This is a genomic window from Spiroplasma tabanidicola, assembly GCF_009730595.1.
Lineage (GTDB): Bacteria > Bacillota_I > Bacilli_A > Mycoplasmatales > Mycoplasmataceae > Spiroplasma_A > Spiroplasma_A tabanidicola.
Genome location: NZ_CP046276.1, coordinates 593,743 through 611,851 on the forward strand (window position 1 = coordinate 593,743; position 18,109 = coordinate 611,851).

At 25.6% G+C, this 18,109-nt stretch carries 14 protein-coding genes; all 14 read left to right on the forward strand.

The window, feature by feature from the left end; translation table 4 throughout:
- The first annotated feature begins 148 nt into the window (after positions 1–148).
- On the forward strand, positions 149–2,266 hold the full coding sequence (locus tag STABA_RS02730) for an anaerobic ribonucleoside triphosphate reductase (RefSeq protein ID WP_211360468.1): 2,118 nt from the start codon (positions 149–151) through the stop codon (positions 2,264–2,266).
- A 5-nt stretch (positions 2,267–2,271) separates the two neighbouring features.
- Complete coding sequence (gene nrdG, locus STABA_RS02735; protein ID WP_156006292.1) at positions 2,272–2,778, forward strand: anaerobic ribonucleoside-triphosphate reductase activating protein; 507 nt, start codon at positions 2,272–2,274, stop codon at positions 2,776–2,778.
- A 108-nt stretch (positions 2,779–2,886) separates the two neighbouring features.
- Positions 2,887–5,199 carry a RelA/SpoT family protein gene (locus tag STABA_RS02740; protein ID WP_156006294.1) on the forward strand — a complete coding sequence of 771 codons (2,313 nt, stop codon included), beginning with the start codon at positions 2,887–2,889 and terminating at the stop codon, positions 5,197–5,199.
- A 35-nt stretch (positions 5,200–5,234) separates the two neighbouring features.
- Positions 5,235–5,768, forward strand: a complete 534-nt coding sequence (locus STABA_RS02745) for an ECF transporter S component family protein (protein ID WP_156006296.1) — start codon at positions 5,235–5,237, stop codon at positions 5,766–5,768.
- Between the two features lie 27 nt (positions 5,769–5,795).
- Positions 5,796–6,578 carry a hypothetical protein gene (locus STABA_RS02750; RefSeq protein WP_156006298.1) on the forward strand — a complete coding sequence of 261 codons (783 nt, stop codon included), beginning with the start codon at positions 5,796–5,798 and terminating at the stop codon, positions 6,576–6,578.
- A gap of 100 nt (positions 6,579–6,678) precedes the next feature.
- A complete protein-coding gene (locus tag STABA_RS02755; protein WP_156006300.1) occupies positions 6,679–7,488 on the forward strand; it encodes a hypothetical protein in 810 nt (269 codons plus the stop codon).
- An 80-nt stretch (positions 7,489–7,568) separates the two neighbouring features.
- Positions 7,569–8,405: a Cof-type HAD-IIB family hydrolase gene (locus tag STABA_RS02760; protein ID WP_156006302.1), complete on the forward strand. Its 837-nt coding sequence runs from the start codon at positions 7,569–7,571 to the stop codon at positions 8,403–8,405.
- 109 nt (positions 8,406–8,514) lie between these two features.
- Positions 8,515–9,219: a DeoR/GlpR family DNA-binding transcription regulator gene (locus tag STABA_RS02765; protein WP_156006304.1), complete on the forward strand. Its 705-nt coding sequence runs from the start codon at positions 8,515–8,517 to the stop codon at positions 9,217–9,219.
- Positions 9,220–9,223: 4 nt separating this feature from the next.
- Positions 9,224–10,162 carry a 1-phosphofructokinase gene (locus STABA_RS02770; protein ID WP_156006306.1) on the forward strand — a complete coding sequence of 313 codons (939 nt, stop codon included), beginning with the start codon at positions 9,224–9,226 and terminating at the stop codon, positions 10,160–10,162.
- Positions 10,163–10,172: 10 nt separating this feature from the next.
- The gene (locus STABA_RS02775; protein WP_156006308.1) at positions 10,173–12,554 is read left to right on the forward strand and encodes a PTS fructose transporter subunit IIABC; all 2,382 of its coding nucleotides are present in this window, start codon (positions 10,173–10,175) and stop codon (positions 12,552–12,554) included.
- 88 nt (positions 12,555–12,642) lie between these two features.
- Positions 12,643–13,881, forward strand: coding sequence for a histidine--tRNA ligase (gene hisS / locus STABA_RS02780; RefSeq protein ID WP_246157346.1), 1,239 nt, complete (start codon positions 12,643–12,645; stop codon positions 13,879–13,881).
- A 3-nt stretch (positions 13,882–13,884) separates the two neighbouring features.
- On the forward strand, positions 13,885–15,609 hold the full coding sequence (gene aspS, locus STABA_RS02785; RefSeq protein ID WP_156006312.1) for an aspartate--tRNA ligase: 1,725 nt from the start codon (positions 13,885–13,887) through the stop codon (positions 15,607–15,609).
- Positions 15,610–15,690: 81 nt separating this feature from the next.
- The gene (locus STABA_RS02790) at positions 15,691–16,347 is read left to right on the forward strand and encodes a hypothetical protein (protein WP_156006314.1); all 657 of its coding nucleotides are present in this window, start codon (positions 15,691–15,693) and stop codon (positions 16,345–16,347) included.
- Between the two features lie 154 nt (positions 16,348–16,501).
- On the forward strand, positions 16,502–18,079 hold the full coding sequence (locus STABA_RS02795) for an ATP-binding cassette domain-containing protein (protein WP_156006316.1): 1,578 nt from the start codon (positions 16,502–16,504) through the stop codon (positions 18,077–18,079).
- Positions 18,080–18,109 lie beyond the last annotated feature (30 nt).

Genomic DNA, 18,109 nt, shown 5'->3' on the forward strand with positions numbered 1-18,109 from the left:
TATGGTTTTATAAATTTGAAATAAAAAGATGGGTTGAATGAACAAAATACAACTTAATCAATCTATTAAATATCAAAACATTTGGGCAAAGATGTTTTGTGTTTTTATTTCACTCAAATATAAATATAATAGACAGGGCGGTAAAAAAATGAGTGCAAAAGAATTAAATTATAATAATATAATGAATGAATTTAGCCAAGTTATTTCTACACAAAGCAATGATTTAAAAAATGAAAATGCTAATATGAGTGGAGATACAGCTAGTGGTAAAATGATGAAGTTTGCTTCAATTGGAGCAAAAGACTTTGCATTAGAAAACTTAGTAAATCCTGTTTATAGTGATTTACATAAAAAAGCATTAATTCATATTCATGATTTAGATTATTATCCAACAAAATCTGCAACTTGTGTTCAATATAACATTGAAGAGATTTTTGAAAATGGTTTTAAAACTAGAAATGGTTTAATTAGAGAACCTCAATCAATTGGTGTTTATGCTGAATTAGCAGCAATCATTTTCCAAACTTGTCAAAATGAAATGCATGGAGGACAAGCGATTCCCGCATTTGATTATTTCTTAGCTCCAGGAGTAAATAAAAGTTTTAGAAAAGCATTAAAAAGAAATATAGAACAATATTTTCAATTTTTAAATGAAGAAATTAATGTTAAAAAATTAGAAGAAATTTTAAAAGATGAAGAAATAACTTTTAAAGAACTTGAATTTGAACATGTTAAAAGACATGTTTTAAGTGACAAATTTACTCCAGAAGTATATGACACAATTAGAACAATGAGTATAAAAAATGTAGAACATGAAACTGACCAAGCAATGGAAGGATTTATCTACAATTTAAACACTCAACATTCAAGAGGTGGAAATCAAGTAGTATTTTCATCAATCAATTTGGGTACAGATACTTCTAAAGAAGGAAGACAAGTTACAAGATCGTTATTAAAAGCATTAAGAAATGGTCTTGGAAATGGAGAAACATCAATTTTCCCAATAGTTATTTTTAAAGTAAAATCAGGAGTTAATTTTGATGAAAAAAGTTATCAAGAAGCTATGAATATGAGTCAAGAAGAATGATTCAAAGAAGAAAGAGTTTGAAAAACTGCTAATTTCGATTTATTCTTAGATTCAATTAGAACAACTAGTGCAAGATTATTTCCTAATTTTATGTTTTTAGATCAACAATACAATCAACATGAATTGTGAAAAGCAAACGATAAAAAAAGTTGATACTATGAACCAGCAACTATGGGATGTAGAACAAGAGTATTTGAGAATGTTAACGGACCAAAAACAAGTGTTGGAAGAGGGAATTTAAGTTTTACATCAATTAACTTACCTTACATAGCATTAGAGTTATTACAAGATGAAGGTTTATTAAAAGATGGAAAAATTAATTATGAAAAAGCAAAATTTAGTGATTTAAAACAAAAGTTTATTAAAAAAGTAAATGAGTATTCAGGAGATGTTTGTGATCAACTATACGATAGATATAAATATCAAATTAGTGCTGTTGCAAAAGAGTTTCCATTCTTAATGAGAAACAATGTTTTAACAGGTGGAAATGAGTTAGAACCAGATGAATTTGTAGAGTCTGTATTTAAACAAGGTTCATTAACTGTTGGATTTATTGGTCTAGCAGAAGCATTAAAAGCTTTATTAAATGTTCATCACGGTGAAAGTGATGATGCACAAGAATTTGGAATCAAAATAATTAAAGAAATGAATAAAGTTACAGATGATTGAAAAAATAAAACTCATTTAAATTATGGCGTTATTGCAACTCCTGCTGAATCAGTTGCTGGAAGAATGGCTAAATTTACAAGAAAAACATATGGTTCAATTCCAGAAGTCACAGAAAGAGATTATTTTACAAATTCAAATCACGTTCCAGTATATTACAACATAGCTGCAATTGATAAAATCAAAATAGAAGCTGCATATCACCCAATTACATTGGGAGGAAGCATAAGTTATGTTGAACTTGATGGCGAAGCTAAAAAAAATCTACATGCAATTCTTTCGATTATAAATGCAATGAGAATTAGTGGCACAAACTATGGTAGTTTAAATCATCCAGTTGATAGATGCAAAAATTGTCACTATACATCACTTATACCATTAAATTGTCAAATGTGTGGAAATTCAGATATTTCAAGAACAAGAAGAATTACAGGATACTTAGTTGGTGACTTGGATGGATGAAATCAAGGTAAACAAGCTGAAGAATCAGAAAGAGTAAAACACAAAATTTAAAAACTATGAAAATATTAAAAATTTTCAAAGAAACAATTAGTGACGGACCAGGAATTAGATATTCAATTTATATTGCAGGATGTTTACATGCATGTAAGGGTTGTCATAATATGTTAAGTTGAAATTTCAAACTTGGAAAAGATTTTACAAAAGAATATGAAGAACAAATCATAAATGATTTAAAATCAAATTCACTTTTAAATGGAGTTACATTTAGTGGTGGAGATCCAATGTTTAGTTCAATAGAAGTTTTAGCTTTTATAAAAAGAATTAAAAAAGAAACTAACTTAAATATATGATTGTATACAGGATTTACAATCGAAGAATTAATTGAGCAAAAAGATAAAGATAAAGAATCAATGGCTCGATTTGAAATATTAAAAGAAATTGACACATTAGTCGATGGAAGATTTGTTTTAGAACTTTATGACCCAAGTATTTTATACAGAGGAAGTAGTAATCAAAGGTTAATAGAGACTAACAAATATCTTAAAGAAAACAACTTATTATAAAAACCTTTACTATTTGACTGGTAAAGGTTTTTATATATAAGATAGAATGTGTTTGTTTTTTATTATAAAATATTATTAATATAATAATTTTTTTAAAAGAGGTAAAAAATGCTAAAAGATATAGGTAATTTTAATTATGTAGAATGTAGAGATGTCGACACTTTAATTGCTGAAATGAGAAAATATATTAAAAAAGAAGATGCGATTGATGAAGTAAAAAGAGCGTATGATTTTGCAGAAGAAAAACATCATAACCAAAAAAGAAAAAATGGAGACCCTTTTATAATTCATCCACTCTCTACTGCTTATTATCTATCTCAATGAAGAATGGGTCCTAAAACCATCATTGCAGGTCTTTTACATGACATTATCGAAGATACACCAGTTACTTTTGAAGAAGTTGAAGAAATATATGGAACTGATGTTGCAGATATTGTAGAAGCTGTTACAAAGGTGAGTTATTTTACAGAAGAAAATCGTGTGCAAATGAAAGCGCAATATTTAAGAAAACTGTTTTTATCAATGATTAGAGATATAAGGGTAATTATTGTAAAAATAGCTGATAGAATGCATAATATTTTAACTTTAAAATATATGGCACCAGACAAACAAAAATTAATTGCTAAAGAAACTTTAGAGATTTATTCAACAATCGCTCATAGAATTGGAATGAAATCTGCTAAAAACTTATTAGAAGATTACTCTTTTGAATATTTAAATCATGATGAATATACTAAAATTGCTAATTTATTAGAAGAAGATAAAGAAGCGAGATTAGAAATAATAAACGAGATTATTGCGGATATTGATAGAAAAATTGCAAGAGATGCTTCTATAAGTGATGTGGATGTTTTCGGAAGATCAAAAACAATTTATTCAATTTATCGAAAAATGCATTTTTTTGGAAAGTCATTTCAAGATATAAATGATATATTAGCAGTTAGAATTGTTACAAAAAATGTTGATGATTGTTATCGTATTTTAGGATGAATTCACCAAATGTATACACCATTAAGTGGTAGATTTAAAGATTATATTGCAACTCCAAAAAATAACTTATATCAATCACTACATACAACTTTAGCGAATAAAGATGGTATTATTTTTGAAGTTCAAATAAGAACGAGAGAAATGGATGATATCGCAGAGCATGGTGCTGCTGCTCATTGAAAATATAAAGAAGATGAAATAAATATTGATATTTCTGCAAAACAAAGAGAAATTGACGAAAAAGTTGATATGTTTACAAGGTTGATGAATCTTGAAAAATTAGCTTCTGATGGAGAAGTAATTGAGTATGATAAATCATTAAAAGTTTATGATGAAGATGAATTAGAAGAAACTTTTAAAACTGATTATTTAACTGCAATGATTTATGTTTTAACTCCAGATGGTCATGTTGTAACTCTTCCGTTTGGATCTTCAGTTTTAGACTTTGCTTATAAAATTCATACAGATATTGGAAATAAAACTGTTGGTGCAAAAATTAATGGGGTATTTTCTGCATATAATACAACTTTAAACTCAGGAGAAATTATTGAAATTCAAACTTCTAATGAAACCGAGCCTCAAGAAAAATGATTAAAGTTTGTAAGAACAGCAACAGCTAGAAAAGCAATTGAACAATGACTTGCAAAAAAAGCAGAAATAGAAAAAAAAGAAGAAGAAATAACTAATCAAAAATTAATCAGAAATACTAAAAGAGAAATTGATAGATATATAATTGCAAATAATTTAAAATGACAAGTAAACTCTTTAGAAGAAATTCAAAAAAAATTAAAAGTTTTAGATTATAAAAGTATTGATGATTTTTTACTTTCGGTTGGAAAAGGTGACTTTTCTATTTCGGAAGCTGTAAATATTGTTTATGTATCAAATGTCGAATTAAAAGACATTGAAAAAATTAATGATATGAAAACAAGAAAATATAAATCTGTTACTGGAAGAGAAGATATAAAAATTAATAGTATGGAAAGGGTTAATTGTACATTAGCGCAATGTTGTTATCCATTACCATTTGAAAGTATTTCTAGTTTCATGTCAAAAACAAAAGGTATTCAAGTTCATAAAAGTGATTGTGCAAATATCTTAAATAGCAGAAAAACAAAAAACTTATTAAAAGCTGAATGAATTCCTGCAAAAATTATCAATAAAGTTTATGATGTAAAAATAAGAATGCAATTTCAAGACCGTCCAGGAGTTTTGTTTGATATTGTAAATATTCTTACTATTAGAAGAATCAATATAATTCAAGTTAAATTAATTTCTTTTGAAACAGATTATGTAGCGAGAGGAAGTTTTGTAATTCAAGTTAAAAATAGTGAAGAATTAACTACAATCATAAATAACTTAAATGAAGTTCCAGGAATTACAACAGTTTTAAGAGTTGTTAATTCAAACGACTCAGATTTTGATAATTAATATTTTTTATATTATAAATTTGATAACATAAAGATATGAAAAAATTATTTACAACATACAATATCTCTGTTTGTGGAGTTTTAGCTGGAGTGATGTTAGTTTTGGCATCATTTTCATATTTTTTAGGTGATTTAATTGGTAAATCAGTTTTTCAAATTAGTGATATAGTTTATTTATCTATGTTTGTTACAAATATTAATCCTATTGTTTTAATATTTAGCGCAATGGTTTCTGGTAGTTTAACAGATTTGATGTTTGGTGGATTAATTTATATTCCTTTTACAATTTTTATAAAAATTTTAATTGGAGTTACAATGTATTTTTTAAATAAAAAACTAAAAATATATTTTTCTATTATAGTTTCATACAGTTATGTTTTTTTATATGTTTTATATGTTTATATATTATATGATCAAAGTACAACAATTGTTGAAGCAATAACAGATTCAATTCAATATAGTGCAACAGTTGTTTTAAGCTTATTTATTGTTTCTTATAAAGATTTTAAAAAGATATATAATAATAAAAAGCAAAAAAGAGAAATAGAAGTATATAAAGATTTCAATTAAAAATTATAAAAAAGGGGTATTTGTGTAGTGAGAAGTTTTGAAAGAACAATAAGTGTTTTTAAAGAATTTGATTTTGTTTATTTAATATTTGCAGGAATTTTAGTGTTTATTTTACCTTATTTTATATATATTTTTTATCAAAGATATTTTCTAAATAATATTAAAAAAATTAATAAACATTTCTCAGAATTTTTAGATAAAAGAATTCTAACAAAAATTACTTTGACAGGTATTTTGAAATATTTCTTAGTTACTTCAATTTTTTATTTATGTGATTTTATATTTTTTTCATGTGCATTAACTAAAGCTTTATTAGTTGGTTCATTAGATAATAGTTTTTTATATATAATTATTGCTTTTTTTTCTGCACATACAATTATGTTTATAATAACTTCTATTGTATTATTGTTCGTTTATAAAAAACATGGAGTATACTCAGAAAGTGAAGCAAAAGAAGATTTTGAATTTTTTTTAAAGAAATATCAAGCAACTAATTTATTATATTTAGATTTTAATGTATTCAAAACAACAATATATATGTGTACAGATAAAAATAAATTTACAATTAAAGATGCATTAAATTATTTAGATAAGTTATTTGCTAAAAAAATAAAAAAAATAACTAATAGTAGTTATACAAAAAAAATTTATATGTTAAAACACTTTATAGGTGAAAAAGCTTGATTTTTAAATTTAGCTTTAAAAAAGGGTTTAGATAATTTAGATATTAGTATAAATGACTTGCCTGCATCTTTAAATGAGTACAAGTTAGCATTATTTAATAATTTTTGCTATGAATATAATAATTAATATTTTTTTATAAAGTTCTTTCCCCCTAATAAAATAGGTATTGTTTGTGAGTTTGAAATGTGATATACTTAATATAATACTAGAGAAAGGTTTTACATATATGAAAAAAGAAATGATATACCTACCTATTCTTGAATTTGTGCAAGCTAATTTAGATTTTAATATTGCTTCGAATAGAAAAGACTCAGAATACGATTTTAACTTTACAAGATGAAAAACTTTAATATTTTCAAGTCAAAAATTGAAGTTCGTTTTAAAATATGCACAATCAGTTTTGCAATGACTAAGTAAAGTTGTTGATGTTAAAAACTTCAATGTATCAATTGATACTACAACAGTTGATAGATTCAACTTTTCAATCTATGAATTTGATACACATGTATTTAACTGTACATTAGTAACTAACTTCTATTTAATCCCTGAAGAAGAATGGTCTTCAAAAATATTTGAAATGCATTTTTCAAAATATGTATTAACTAACGGTATTTTAAATATTAAAGATCAAACAAGTTTTTGAAAAGGTGAAGAAGGTTTTGAAAAATTTGTAAACATGCTGTATTCAATTATAAAAGAACCTTATAAATTTGAAAAACAAGCTCCAATTCAATGACAAGTTGACTTTAAAGATAAAAAATTATCAAGTTCTCAAATTAGAATGCAAATTGCTTCACTTGTAAATACAGGAATTAGACCAGAAGATCCTTATTTAACAATTGAACAAGCATTAAAAATTGAACAAGGTGCAAATCCTGAATTGGTTGCTCAAGAAGCTAAAAGAGAAAGTGATAGCAAACAAATTATTAATCCGATTTGAGATGAAGCTATTGAACAAGAACAAAAATACAAAGATTTAAACTTTGCTATGCAAAAAGTTCGCGGTATTGATTCAAAGAAAAAGAAAAGAAGATAAAATATAATACAAACTTTAATAAGTTTGTATTTTTTTTATTTTAAAATATATACTAATTTTGTAAGTGAGGAATAAAAAAAATGATAAAAGCAATTTTACTTGATATTGATGGAACTTTAACAAATGATGAAAAAAAGATAACTAAAAAAACTAAAGAAGCTTTGATGAATGCTCAAAAAAAAGGAATAATATTAGTTTTAGCTTCCGGAAGACCAACAAAAGGTTTATATAAATACGCAAAAGAATTAGAAATGGATAAATATAATGGTTTATTAATTTCATTTAATGGAGCTGTTATTACAAATTATGAAACAAATGAAAAATTATTTGAACAAGTAATTGAACATTCAAAAGCAGTAGAAGTATTAAATCATATGAAAAATTTTGATGTTATTCCAATGATTTATAAAGATGATCACATTATTGTAAATGATGTTTATAAAAATACAGTTAATAGTAAAGTTTTTGGAAAAATAAACATAATTGAATATGAAGCAAGAAATACAGATTATTTATTATGTGAAAAAAAAGACTTAGCAACAAATTTAGATTGAGATATTTGTAAAATTTTAGTTGCTGGAGATCCTGATTATTTGCATAATAGTTTTGAAAAAATGAAAAAACCCTTTATAAATAAATTAAACTCAATGTTTACTGCTGAATTTTACTATGAATTTACTGATTTAGGAGTTGATAAAGCCCATGCTTTAAATCAAGTAATGCCCAAATTAAATATTGCAAAAGAAGAAATTATTGCTTTTGGGGATGGTCAAAATGATAAAACTATGATTGAATATGCAGGAATAGGGGTTGCTATGGAAAATGCAATCGATGAATTAAAAGCAGTTGCACAATTTGTTACAAAATCAAATCAAGAAGATGGTATTGCATACGCTTTAGAAAAATACTTAAAATAACCAATTATGGTTATTTTTTAATTATTTTTAACAATTTTTATTTATTTTGGTTGTTTTTGGTTGAAATTAATCAAATTAGGGTATATCATAATTTTGAGGTGATAAATGTTTGTTAAGAGAAGAAAGACTAAAGATTATACTAGATTATGTAAATTCAAACGGTTTTTGTTCTAATGAAGACATTTCAAAAGCTCTAGGCATTCCGTTTAGCACCTTGAGAAGAGATTTGAATGACTTACAAAGTGAATATAAGTTAAAAAGAGTTCACGGTGGAGCACAATCAATTGTAGAGAAATCGATTCTTGAAGAAAGCATAACTTCCAAGTTAGAAAGCAATGTTGAAGCAAAAATAATTATTGCAAAAAAAGCTTTGAATTGCATAAAACCTGGAGAAACTATTTTTCTAGATGCAGGATCTAGTACATATCATTTGGCAAAACTAATAAAACCAGAACTAAGAATAAGAGTATATACAAACTCAATTATTAACGCACAAACATTAGCGAATAATGGCATAAATGAAGTATATATATTACCAGGTAAGTTTAAACCTACAACTAATGCGATTTGTGGAGTAGAAACAATTGCTGCTATAAAAAAATATTATTTTGATGTTTCTTTTATAGGGATAAATGCAATTGACAATGAGTACAATTTTTATACAACTGATGATGATGAAGCAGAAGTTAAAAAATTAGTTATTGAAAATTCACAGTTTAGTTTTGGGCTTGCTGACAAAAGCAAAATGAAATCAAAATCTTTTATAAAATTTAGTGATAAAAGAAAAATAGCATTAATTAATGAAGAGGTTTAAATCTATGATATACACTATAACATTAAACCCAGCTATTGACCACATAATTCTATCTAATAAACCAGTAGAATTAGGAATTACAAATATTTATTCTGACGAATATAAAGTAATCGGTGGGAAAGGAATCAATGCTGGAGTTATACTAAATAATTTAGAATCAAAAGTTAAAGCAATAGGAATTATGGGAAAAGAAAATAAAGATATTTTCTTAAATAAATTTCAAGAAGTAAGATTAAATAATCATTTTTTATTAAATCCTGGAAATACCAGAGTTAATTATAAAATTAAGCATTTAGAATCTCATCAAGAAACTGAATTAAATGGGATGGGATTTGAAACTGAATCAAAAATAATCGATGAATTGCTAAAATATTTAGAACTAAATTTAGAAAAAAAAGATATTGTCATAGTAACAGGAAGTGTTGCTAGAGGAATTTCAAAAGATATATATAAAACAATTGGCCAAATTGTTAACAAAAAAGAAGCATTATTAGTATGTGATGCAAATAATGAATTATTAAAAAATGCATTAGAAGCAAAACCTTACTTAATAAAACCAAACCTTGAAGAAATTTATTCTACATTAGGTTTAGAATTTGAAGAAAATATAAGTTTTGAAAAAGAAAAAGAGTTAATTGAAAAACTTCAAAACTTAGGAGCCCAAAATGTTTTATTAAGTAAAGGTTCAAAAGGGAGTTTGTACTTTACAAGTGATAAAAAAATTTATCAAGTTGGAATTGCAAAAGGAAAACTTGTTAACTCAGTTGGAGCTGGTGATAGTATGTTAGCAGGATTTGTATATGGAATTGATAACAATTTATCAGTGGAAAAAACATTACAATATGCTGCTGCTAGTGGTGGTGCTACTGCATTTAACGAATGACTAGCATCTAAAGAAGAAATTTTAGCTTTAATTGATCAAATTGAAGTAGTTGTAAAATAGGAGGTATTATATGGAACTTAAAGATTTATTTCATAAACAAGTGTCCTTCTTTAATGAAGATTTAAAATCTAAAGAAGAAACCATTGAGTTTCTAGCAAAAGCTTTAGTTAAAGAAAAATTCATTAAAGATGAAAAAACTTTTGTTGATGCTGTTTATAAACGTGAAAGTGAAGGTTCAACAGGGATGGGTGATGGAATTGCTATTCCTCATGTATTAAATCCAACTGTTGAAAAATCAGCAATTGCATTTTGTAAATTAAAAAACAAAGTTGATTGACAATCATTAGATGATCAACCAGCAGACTTAATCTTTATGATTATGACAAATGGAAAAGATGGAAACGAACACTTAGAAGCTTTAGCCAGTTTAAGTGGATATCTAGTAAAAAAAGAAGTTCAAGATGGTTTGAGAAAAGCTAAATCAATTGATGATATCAAAAGATTACTAGGTACTCCAAAAGCTAAAAAAGCAGAAGCGACTCCGGTTGGGGGATATGAAGTTGTTGGTATAACAGCATGTCCAACTGGGATTGCTCATACTTATTTAGCAGCAGAAAAAATTCAAGAGTATGCTGAAGAATTAGGTATGAAAGCAAAAGTGGAAACACAAGGTCGTAGAGGTGTTGAAGATAAATTAACTTCAGAAGATATCAAAAATGCAAAATATATAATATTAGCTCATGAAAAAGCTATTGTAGGAATGTCAAGATTCAATGGTTACAAAGTAGTTGATACTTCAACCAAAGAAGCAATTTATAAAGGAAAAGAAATAATTCAAAACTATGATTCTCATCCAAAATTAATGAAAGTTGAGAATGCTGCTGATGAAGAAGCAGGAAATGTAGGAGAATTAAACTTAGCACAATTTAAAAAAGTAAAACAAAACTTACTAGCAGGGGTTTCAAGAATGTTACCATTTGTTGTTGCTGGTGGAATTATTTTAGGATTAGGATTTTTATTTGACTATATTTATACAACAATAAACAAAATGCAAGCATTCTCATCATGAGAACAAGTAAGAGACTTCTTTAATATTTCAGATGATAGCGCAAAATCATTTTTTGCTAGTCTAAGTACAAAAGGATTAAATGGAGATTTTGCACAAGAACTTAGCGGAACTTGATGTTATTCATCTGGATCATTTGGTACAGTTTGGGTAGTATCTCATTACTTCTCGGCTATTGGGAAAATAGGTATGGAATTAATGATTCCAATTCTTGGAGGATATGTTTGTTATTCAATAGTAGGTCCACAAGGATTAATGGTTGGAGCTGTAGCAGGGTTAATGGCTAATGGTGATGGATTTATTTATGGTGGATCTGCACCTTGATCTGGAGCATGAAGTAGATTCTTGCCTTCTGATTTAGCAGGGTTATCATCAGGATTTATTGGAGCATTAGTAGGAGCTTATCTTGGTGCTTTAATGGTGTTTGGATTAACTAAACTTATGAAAAACTTTGGAAAAGGGTTACAAGGAGTTAGAGATATCGTATTTATACCAGTACTTTCATTATTATGTATAGCAATTATTATGTTAGTAATAAATATTCCGCTAGGATATGTAATGTTTGGATTACAAAAATTAATTACATTATTAGCAAATAATAATTTAATGGCATTAGTATGTGTGCTTGCTGGATTAATGATGTGTGTTGATATGGGGGGTCCAATTAACAAAATTGCATATACAATTGGTACTTTATCAGTTGGATTCCAATTAGTAAAAGATACATCATCAGTTGCATATCAAGAACAAACAATGATTATGACAGCTGCGATGGTTGGGGGAATGGTTCCTCCATTAGGAATTGCTGTAAGTACAGTTTTATTCCCAAGACAATGAACTGCAAAATCAAAAGATGCTGCAAAAACTAACTGATTAATGGGATTATGCTTTGTTTCAGAAGGAGCTATACCATTTATGATTGAAGATCCAAAAAGAATTTCAGTTACAGCTATGTTAGGGGGAGCGATTGCAGGAGCAATTGTTGGAATATTTAAAGTAACAATAGCTGCACCACATGGTGGAATATTTGTAGCACCATTAACTAATTCTATGATATTTGATGGTGATGGAATTCAAAAAGGTATGGGAGTAGTATTCTATATCGTCGCATTTGTATTAGGTTCAATTGCAATGGGAGTTGCTTTAGGATTTTGAAGAATGGCTGATATTAAAACTGGAAAACTTGTATTATCATCAACAAATGGTGTTAAAGAATCATTACAAGAAAGAATTGCAAAAGCAAATCAATCAAATAACACAAAAAGATTAGAAGGTTTAAATAAACAATTAGATAAATATCACCAATTTGAAGAAACTTTAAAAGAAAAACAAGCAATTTATGCAAATAAAGTAGCTCAAAAATCAAGTGCTAAAATGAAAAAATAATATCTAAATTTAAAGTACCTATTAGTAGGTACTTTTTTTATGCTTAATTTAGTGTAAAATATTTAAGTTAGAAATCAGGAGAATGAAAATGATTCAAAAACCAAGAGGAACAGAAGATTTAGTTGATAAAAAAGTAAAAGAGTTTTTTGCTTTGGAATTGATTCTTAGAAATATTGCTGATTTATATAATTATCGTGAAATTAGAACACCTTATTTTGAATCTGCTGATTTATTTTTAAGAAGTGTAGGACAAGATACAGATATTGTTAGTAAAGAAATGTATATTTTTAATGACAAAAAAAATCGTCAATTAGCATTAAGACCTGAAGGAACAGCACCAACTGTTAGATCTATTTTAGAAAATAAAATGTATATTAATGAAAATTTACCTTTAAAATTATTTTATTTTGGAAGTATGTTTCGTTATGAAAGACCACAAAATGGTAGACAAAGACAATTTAATACTTTTGGAGTTGAAATGTTTGGACCAAAGTCTCCAGAAGCAGACAGTGAAACAATTTGTTTAGCTGTTCATGTTTTAAAAACAATTGGTATTGAAAATTTTAATGTGCATTTAAATTATTTAGTTGGAGAAGAACAAAGAAAAATTTATATAAAAGATTTAAAAGATCAATTAAGTTCATTTGAACTATGTGATGATTGCAAAGAAAGATTAGAAAAAAATCCTTTAAGAGTTTTAGATTGTAAAGTTGATCAAGACAAATTTAAAAATATAAAAGATATGAAAGAATATCTATCTGATGAAGATAAAAAATATTATAATGATTTAAAAATTAATTTAAAAAACATTGATATAAAAATTATTGAAAATAAAAATTTAGTTAGAGGTTTAGATTACTATACTGGCTTTGTTTTTGAAATAAAAGATAATAATGATTTAACTTTAATTGGCGGTGGAAGATATGACAAACTTGTTAATGAACTAGGAAATGTTGATCTGCCAGCTGCCGGTTGAGGAATGGGTGTTGAAAGAATAATTTTAAGTTTAGAAAAACAAAATATTTTTTTAAGTGAAGAAAATTATTTAGATGCTTACATTGTCACACTATCTTCAAAATCAAAACAGTTTGCAAATATTTTAATGCTAATGTTAAGAAGTGCTGGATTAAAAGTTGATGGAGATTTTATGAATCGTAGTATGAAGTCTGCTTTTAAGCAAGCTGAAAAAAATAATTCAAAAAATATAATTATAATTGGGGACAATGAGTTAAAAGAAAATAATGTTGTTATAAAAAATCAACAAACAAAAGATGAAAAAAAAGTTTTATTCCAAGATATAGTTGATTACTTAATGAAAGGAAATTAATTTATGATAAGAACAAATACGTGTGGAGATTTAACAATAAAAAATATAGGACAAGAAGTAATTTTACAAGGATGAGTTGCAAAAGTTAGAAAAATGGGAGGACTGACTTTTGTTGACTTAAGAGATCGTTATGGTATTACTCAATTAAATGTTGGAGAAGAATTGAATGACAAAAAAGATTTTTTAAAAAATGAATATGTAATTCAAGTTCATGGAAAAGTTATTGAAAGAAAAAGTAAAAACCTAGAAATAAAAACTGGAGAAATAGAAATAGAAGTTAAGGATTTAATTTTAATAAACAAATCTGAACTAACTCCATTTGAAATCAAAAATAATATAGAAGCAAATGAAGAAACAAGATTAACTTATCGTTATTTAGATTTAAGAAGATATGAAGTTCAAAATAAATTAATAATGAGAAGTAAAATGAATTTTATTATTAGAAACTTTTTTAATCAACAAGACTTTATCGAAATAGAAACTCCTGTATTCGGAAAATCAACTCCAGAAGGAGCTAGAGACTTTTTAGTTCCTTCGAGATTAAATCCTCAAAAGTTTTACGCATTACCTCAATCTCCACAATTATATAAACAATTATTTATGATATCAGGTTTTGATAAATACTTTCAAATTGTAAAATGTTTTAGGGATGAAGATTTAAGAATCGATCGTCAACCAGAGTTTACACAACTTGATATGGAAATGGGATTTGCGACTTCAAATGATGTTATGAACACAATTGAAAATGTTATAAAAGAAATATTTTCAAAATTAAAAGGAATAGAAATTAAAGAACCAATTCCTACAATGAGTTATAAAGAATCATTTGAAAAATATGGAAATGACAAACCAGATTTAAGATTTGGTTATGAAATTAATTGTTTAGATAAAATTTTTAAAAATACTGAAATACCATTATTTTCAAATTTAGAAAATAAAACTATTAGAGCAATTTGTGTAAATGGCTTATTAAATAAAAAAGAATTAGAAACATTAAACGAAACTTCAAAACAAAATAGTGTAAATATTTTAGCATTTGCAAAATATGATTCAAAAGAATGAAGTGGATCAATAGGTTCTAAATTTAGTGATAACGAAAAAAATGAAATTATTAAACATTTTAATATTGAAAATGAAGTAACAGTTCTATTTGTTGTTGAAGAATATGAAAAAGCTTTAAAAGCAATAGGGGCAGTTAGAAGTCATGTTGGAAAATTACAAAACCTATGCGATCCAAATGAATATAAATTACTTTGAATAACTGATTTTCCATTATTCGAATGATCAGATGAAGAAGAAAGATATGTTGCAGCGCATCATCCATTTACAATGCCAAGTGATGATACTTTAGAAAATTTTGATAAAGATAAAGAGAATGCTAAAGCAAAAGCTTATGATATAGTTTTAAATGGTTTTGAAATTGGTGGAGGAAGCCAAAGAATAACAGATCCAAATATTCAACAAAGAATGTTTGATGCTGTCGGACTAACTTCTCAACAAGTAGAACAAAACTTTGGTTGATTTGTTAATGCATATAAATATGGAGCGCCTTATCATTCAGGTTGTGCATTAGGTTTAGATAGAATTATAATGTTATTAACACAAGCTGAAAACATTAGAGAAGTAATAGCATTTCCAAAAAACTCATCAGGTATTGATCCGATGACAAATGCGCCAGATAATGTAACAGATAAGCAATTAAATGAATTACATATAAAAACTCAATAATAGTTAATAAAAACATTCCTAAATAGAATGTTTTTATTTTGATTAAAACTATGTTATATTATTAAAAAGGTATATTGAGAAATGAAAAAAGGTAATTTTATAAAAATATTGAGTAAAATGATTTCAACTTTAATGTTTCCTTTTTTTGTTACTTTTGTTTGTTATTTTTTAATTATAGAAGATAAAAATTATTTAATTAAAAATTTAGATTGACTAAGTTGATTAACAGTTATTTTGACTGAATTGATAAGAGTGAATGCTTTAATAGTTTGTTTAATGGTATTTTTATTTCAAAGTAAAAGCTTGTATTCTAAAGAAGTTAGTCAAATTGATCAAAATACAATGATCAGATGAAATACAAACCAATTATATGCTTTAGGAATGAGTTTTTTTGCTTCATATTTTTTCTTTGAAAATTTGCCAAATAGAATATTAATAATGGATATTATAACTTTTACATGTATTTTTTATACAACTCTAACATTTGTTTTAATTCAAACAGAAAATATTAAAATTTTTGAGCGATTTTTTAAATTATGAAAAGCATTTTTTAAGAAAATATTTTTAATGCTTTATAATTTTTTATTTAGATTTATTGTTGCTATGAATAATACTATTTTATTTGTAAAAGCTAAATATAAAGATCGAAGGATTTTAATAGCTAATTTAAATAAAACAAAAAGAATTAAATTTATAAGTTATATTTATGGTGATAAAGTTAAAAGTTTTGTTTTTTAATATTAAATAATATTTTTTAAATATACTTTTTAGTATGTTTAAATAAAATAATTTGATTTACAAAATATAAATTCGTGTTAATCAAATTAATAATTAAAAAACAACTTAATACGAAGTTATTTTGTAAATTTCTTAATAAAAAGGAGAAAACAAAATGACAAAAATAACAAATAAATATTGATATTTAATTTTAATTTATTCAATAATTGCTTGTGTATCTAATGCTGGTCTTGTTTATGGTGGATATCGTCTATCTAGTGTAATAAATGATGTTTTTAACGAAGATATAAAACAAGCAATAAAAGATACAATAATAGTTTTAACTAGTTTTATAATAGCTATTGTATTTTATTTTTTTGCAGAAATCACAAGCGTATATATTACAAAAAAACTAAATATAAGCTTAAAAATGTTTATAACTGCAAAAATAAATTCATTATCAGATGATGAATTTAATGAATATAAAAAAGGAGATTTTATATCTTGATTTACAAATGATGTAGACTCAATAGGGAGAATGGTATTTTCAAGTATATTTAATATAGCAAGTGGATTGTCAAGCGTAATACTTTCTACTTATGCGATATTTTACTTTCATTGAATTATAGGTTTATCATTATTTGGTGTAACAATTTTAATGATAATATTACCAGGAATATTTCAAGGTTTAGTGTCTAAAAAAGCACAAAACATGTCTAAACAAAAAGAAGAATTTTCTCATCGAATAGAAAATTTATTAAATGGTTATAGACTATTTTCTTACAGTAATGAAAGAAGAATTTTTAATAAATTGATTAAAGTTGCTAATATAAAAGTTGAAAAATCAATTGCTTCATATGGTACTGCAAGCTCATCACAACAATCAGTCTTGTTTGCGCTTATGATATCAAGTCAACTTATAATGATGTTTGTAGCAATATTTTTAGCACTTAATGGTAAAACAGACAAAGGAGCAATGCTATCTGTTGCAAATATTTCAGGTACTTTTTTCCAAGGAGTTAACGCTTTATTTGGATCAATGTTTACAATAAGAGCAGGTATTGTGATATTTAAAAAATTCAAACATAAAAAAATAGATCAAGATATTATTACACAAAATATTCAGTTTAACAAACTTGAGTTAAAAGATATTAATTATAAAATTGAGAATAAAAATATTTTTAATAATTTAAATTTAACAATTGAAAAAAATAAAAAATATTTAGTATTAGGAGAATCTGGTAAAGGAAAAACAACTTTATTTAAAATTGTATTTGGTTTAATCGATAACTATGAAGGTGAGATAAAATTAAATGAAAAACTAAGTTATAAAAACTTAAATAAAAGTAATATAAAAAATATTATCTCTTATGTTCCTCAAGATACTATAATATTTAACGACACAATTAGAAATAATATAAGTTTATTTAATGATGAAGTATCAGATGCAGAAATAATAAAAGCTATTCATGCTGTTAATTTATCTGATTGATTTGAAAAAAATAACTTAGATACTATTATAAATAGTGAATTTAAAAATATGTCTGGAGGAGAAATGCAAAAAATTGCAATTGCAAGAGTTTTGGTTTTCAATAAAGATGTAATGATATTAGATGAAATTACTTCAAGTTTAGATAAAGAAAATAGAAATATAATAGAAAACTTAATAACTAATTTAAATAAAACTATCTTGTTGATTTCGCATACAGCTTTGGAGAATAATAATAATTTTGATAAAGTTATACAACTATAAAAAAGTACTTATTTTTAAAAATCGAGGAGG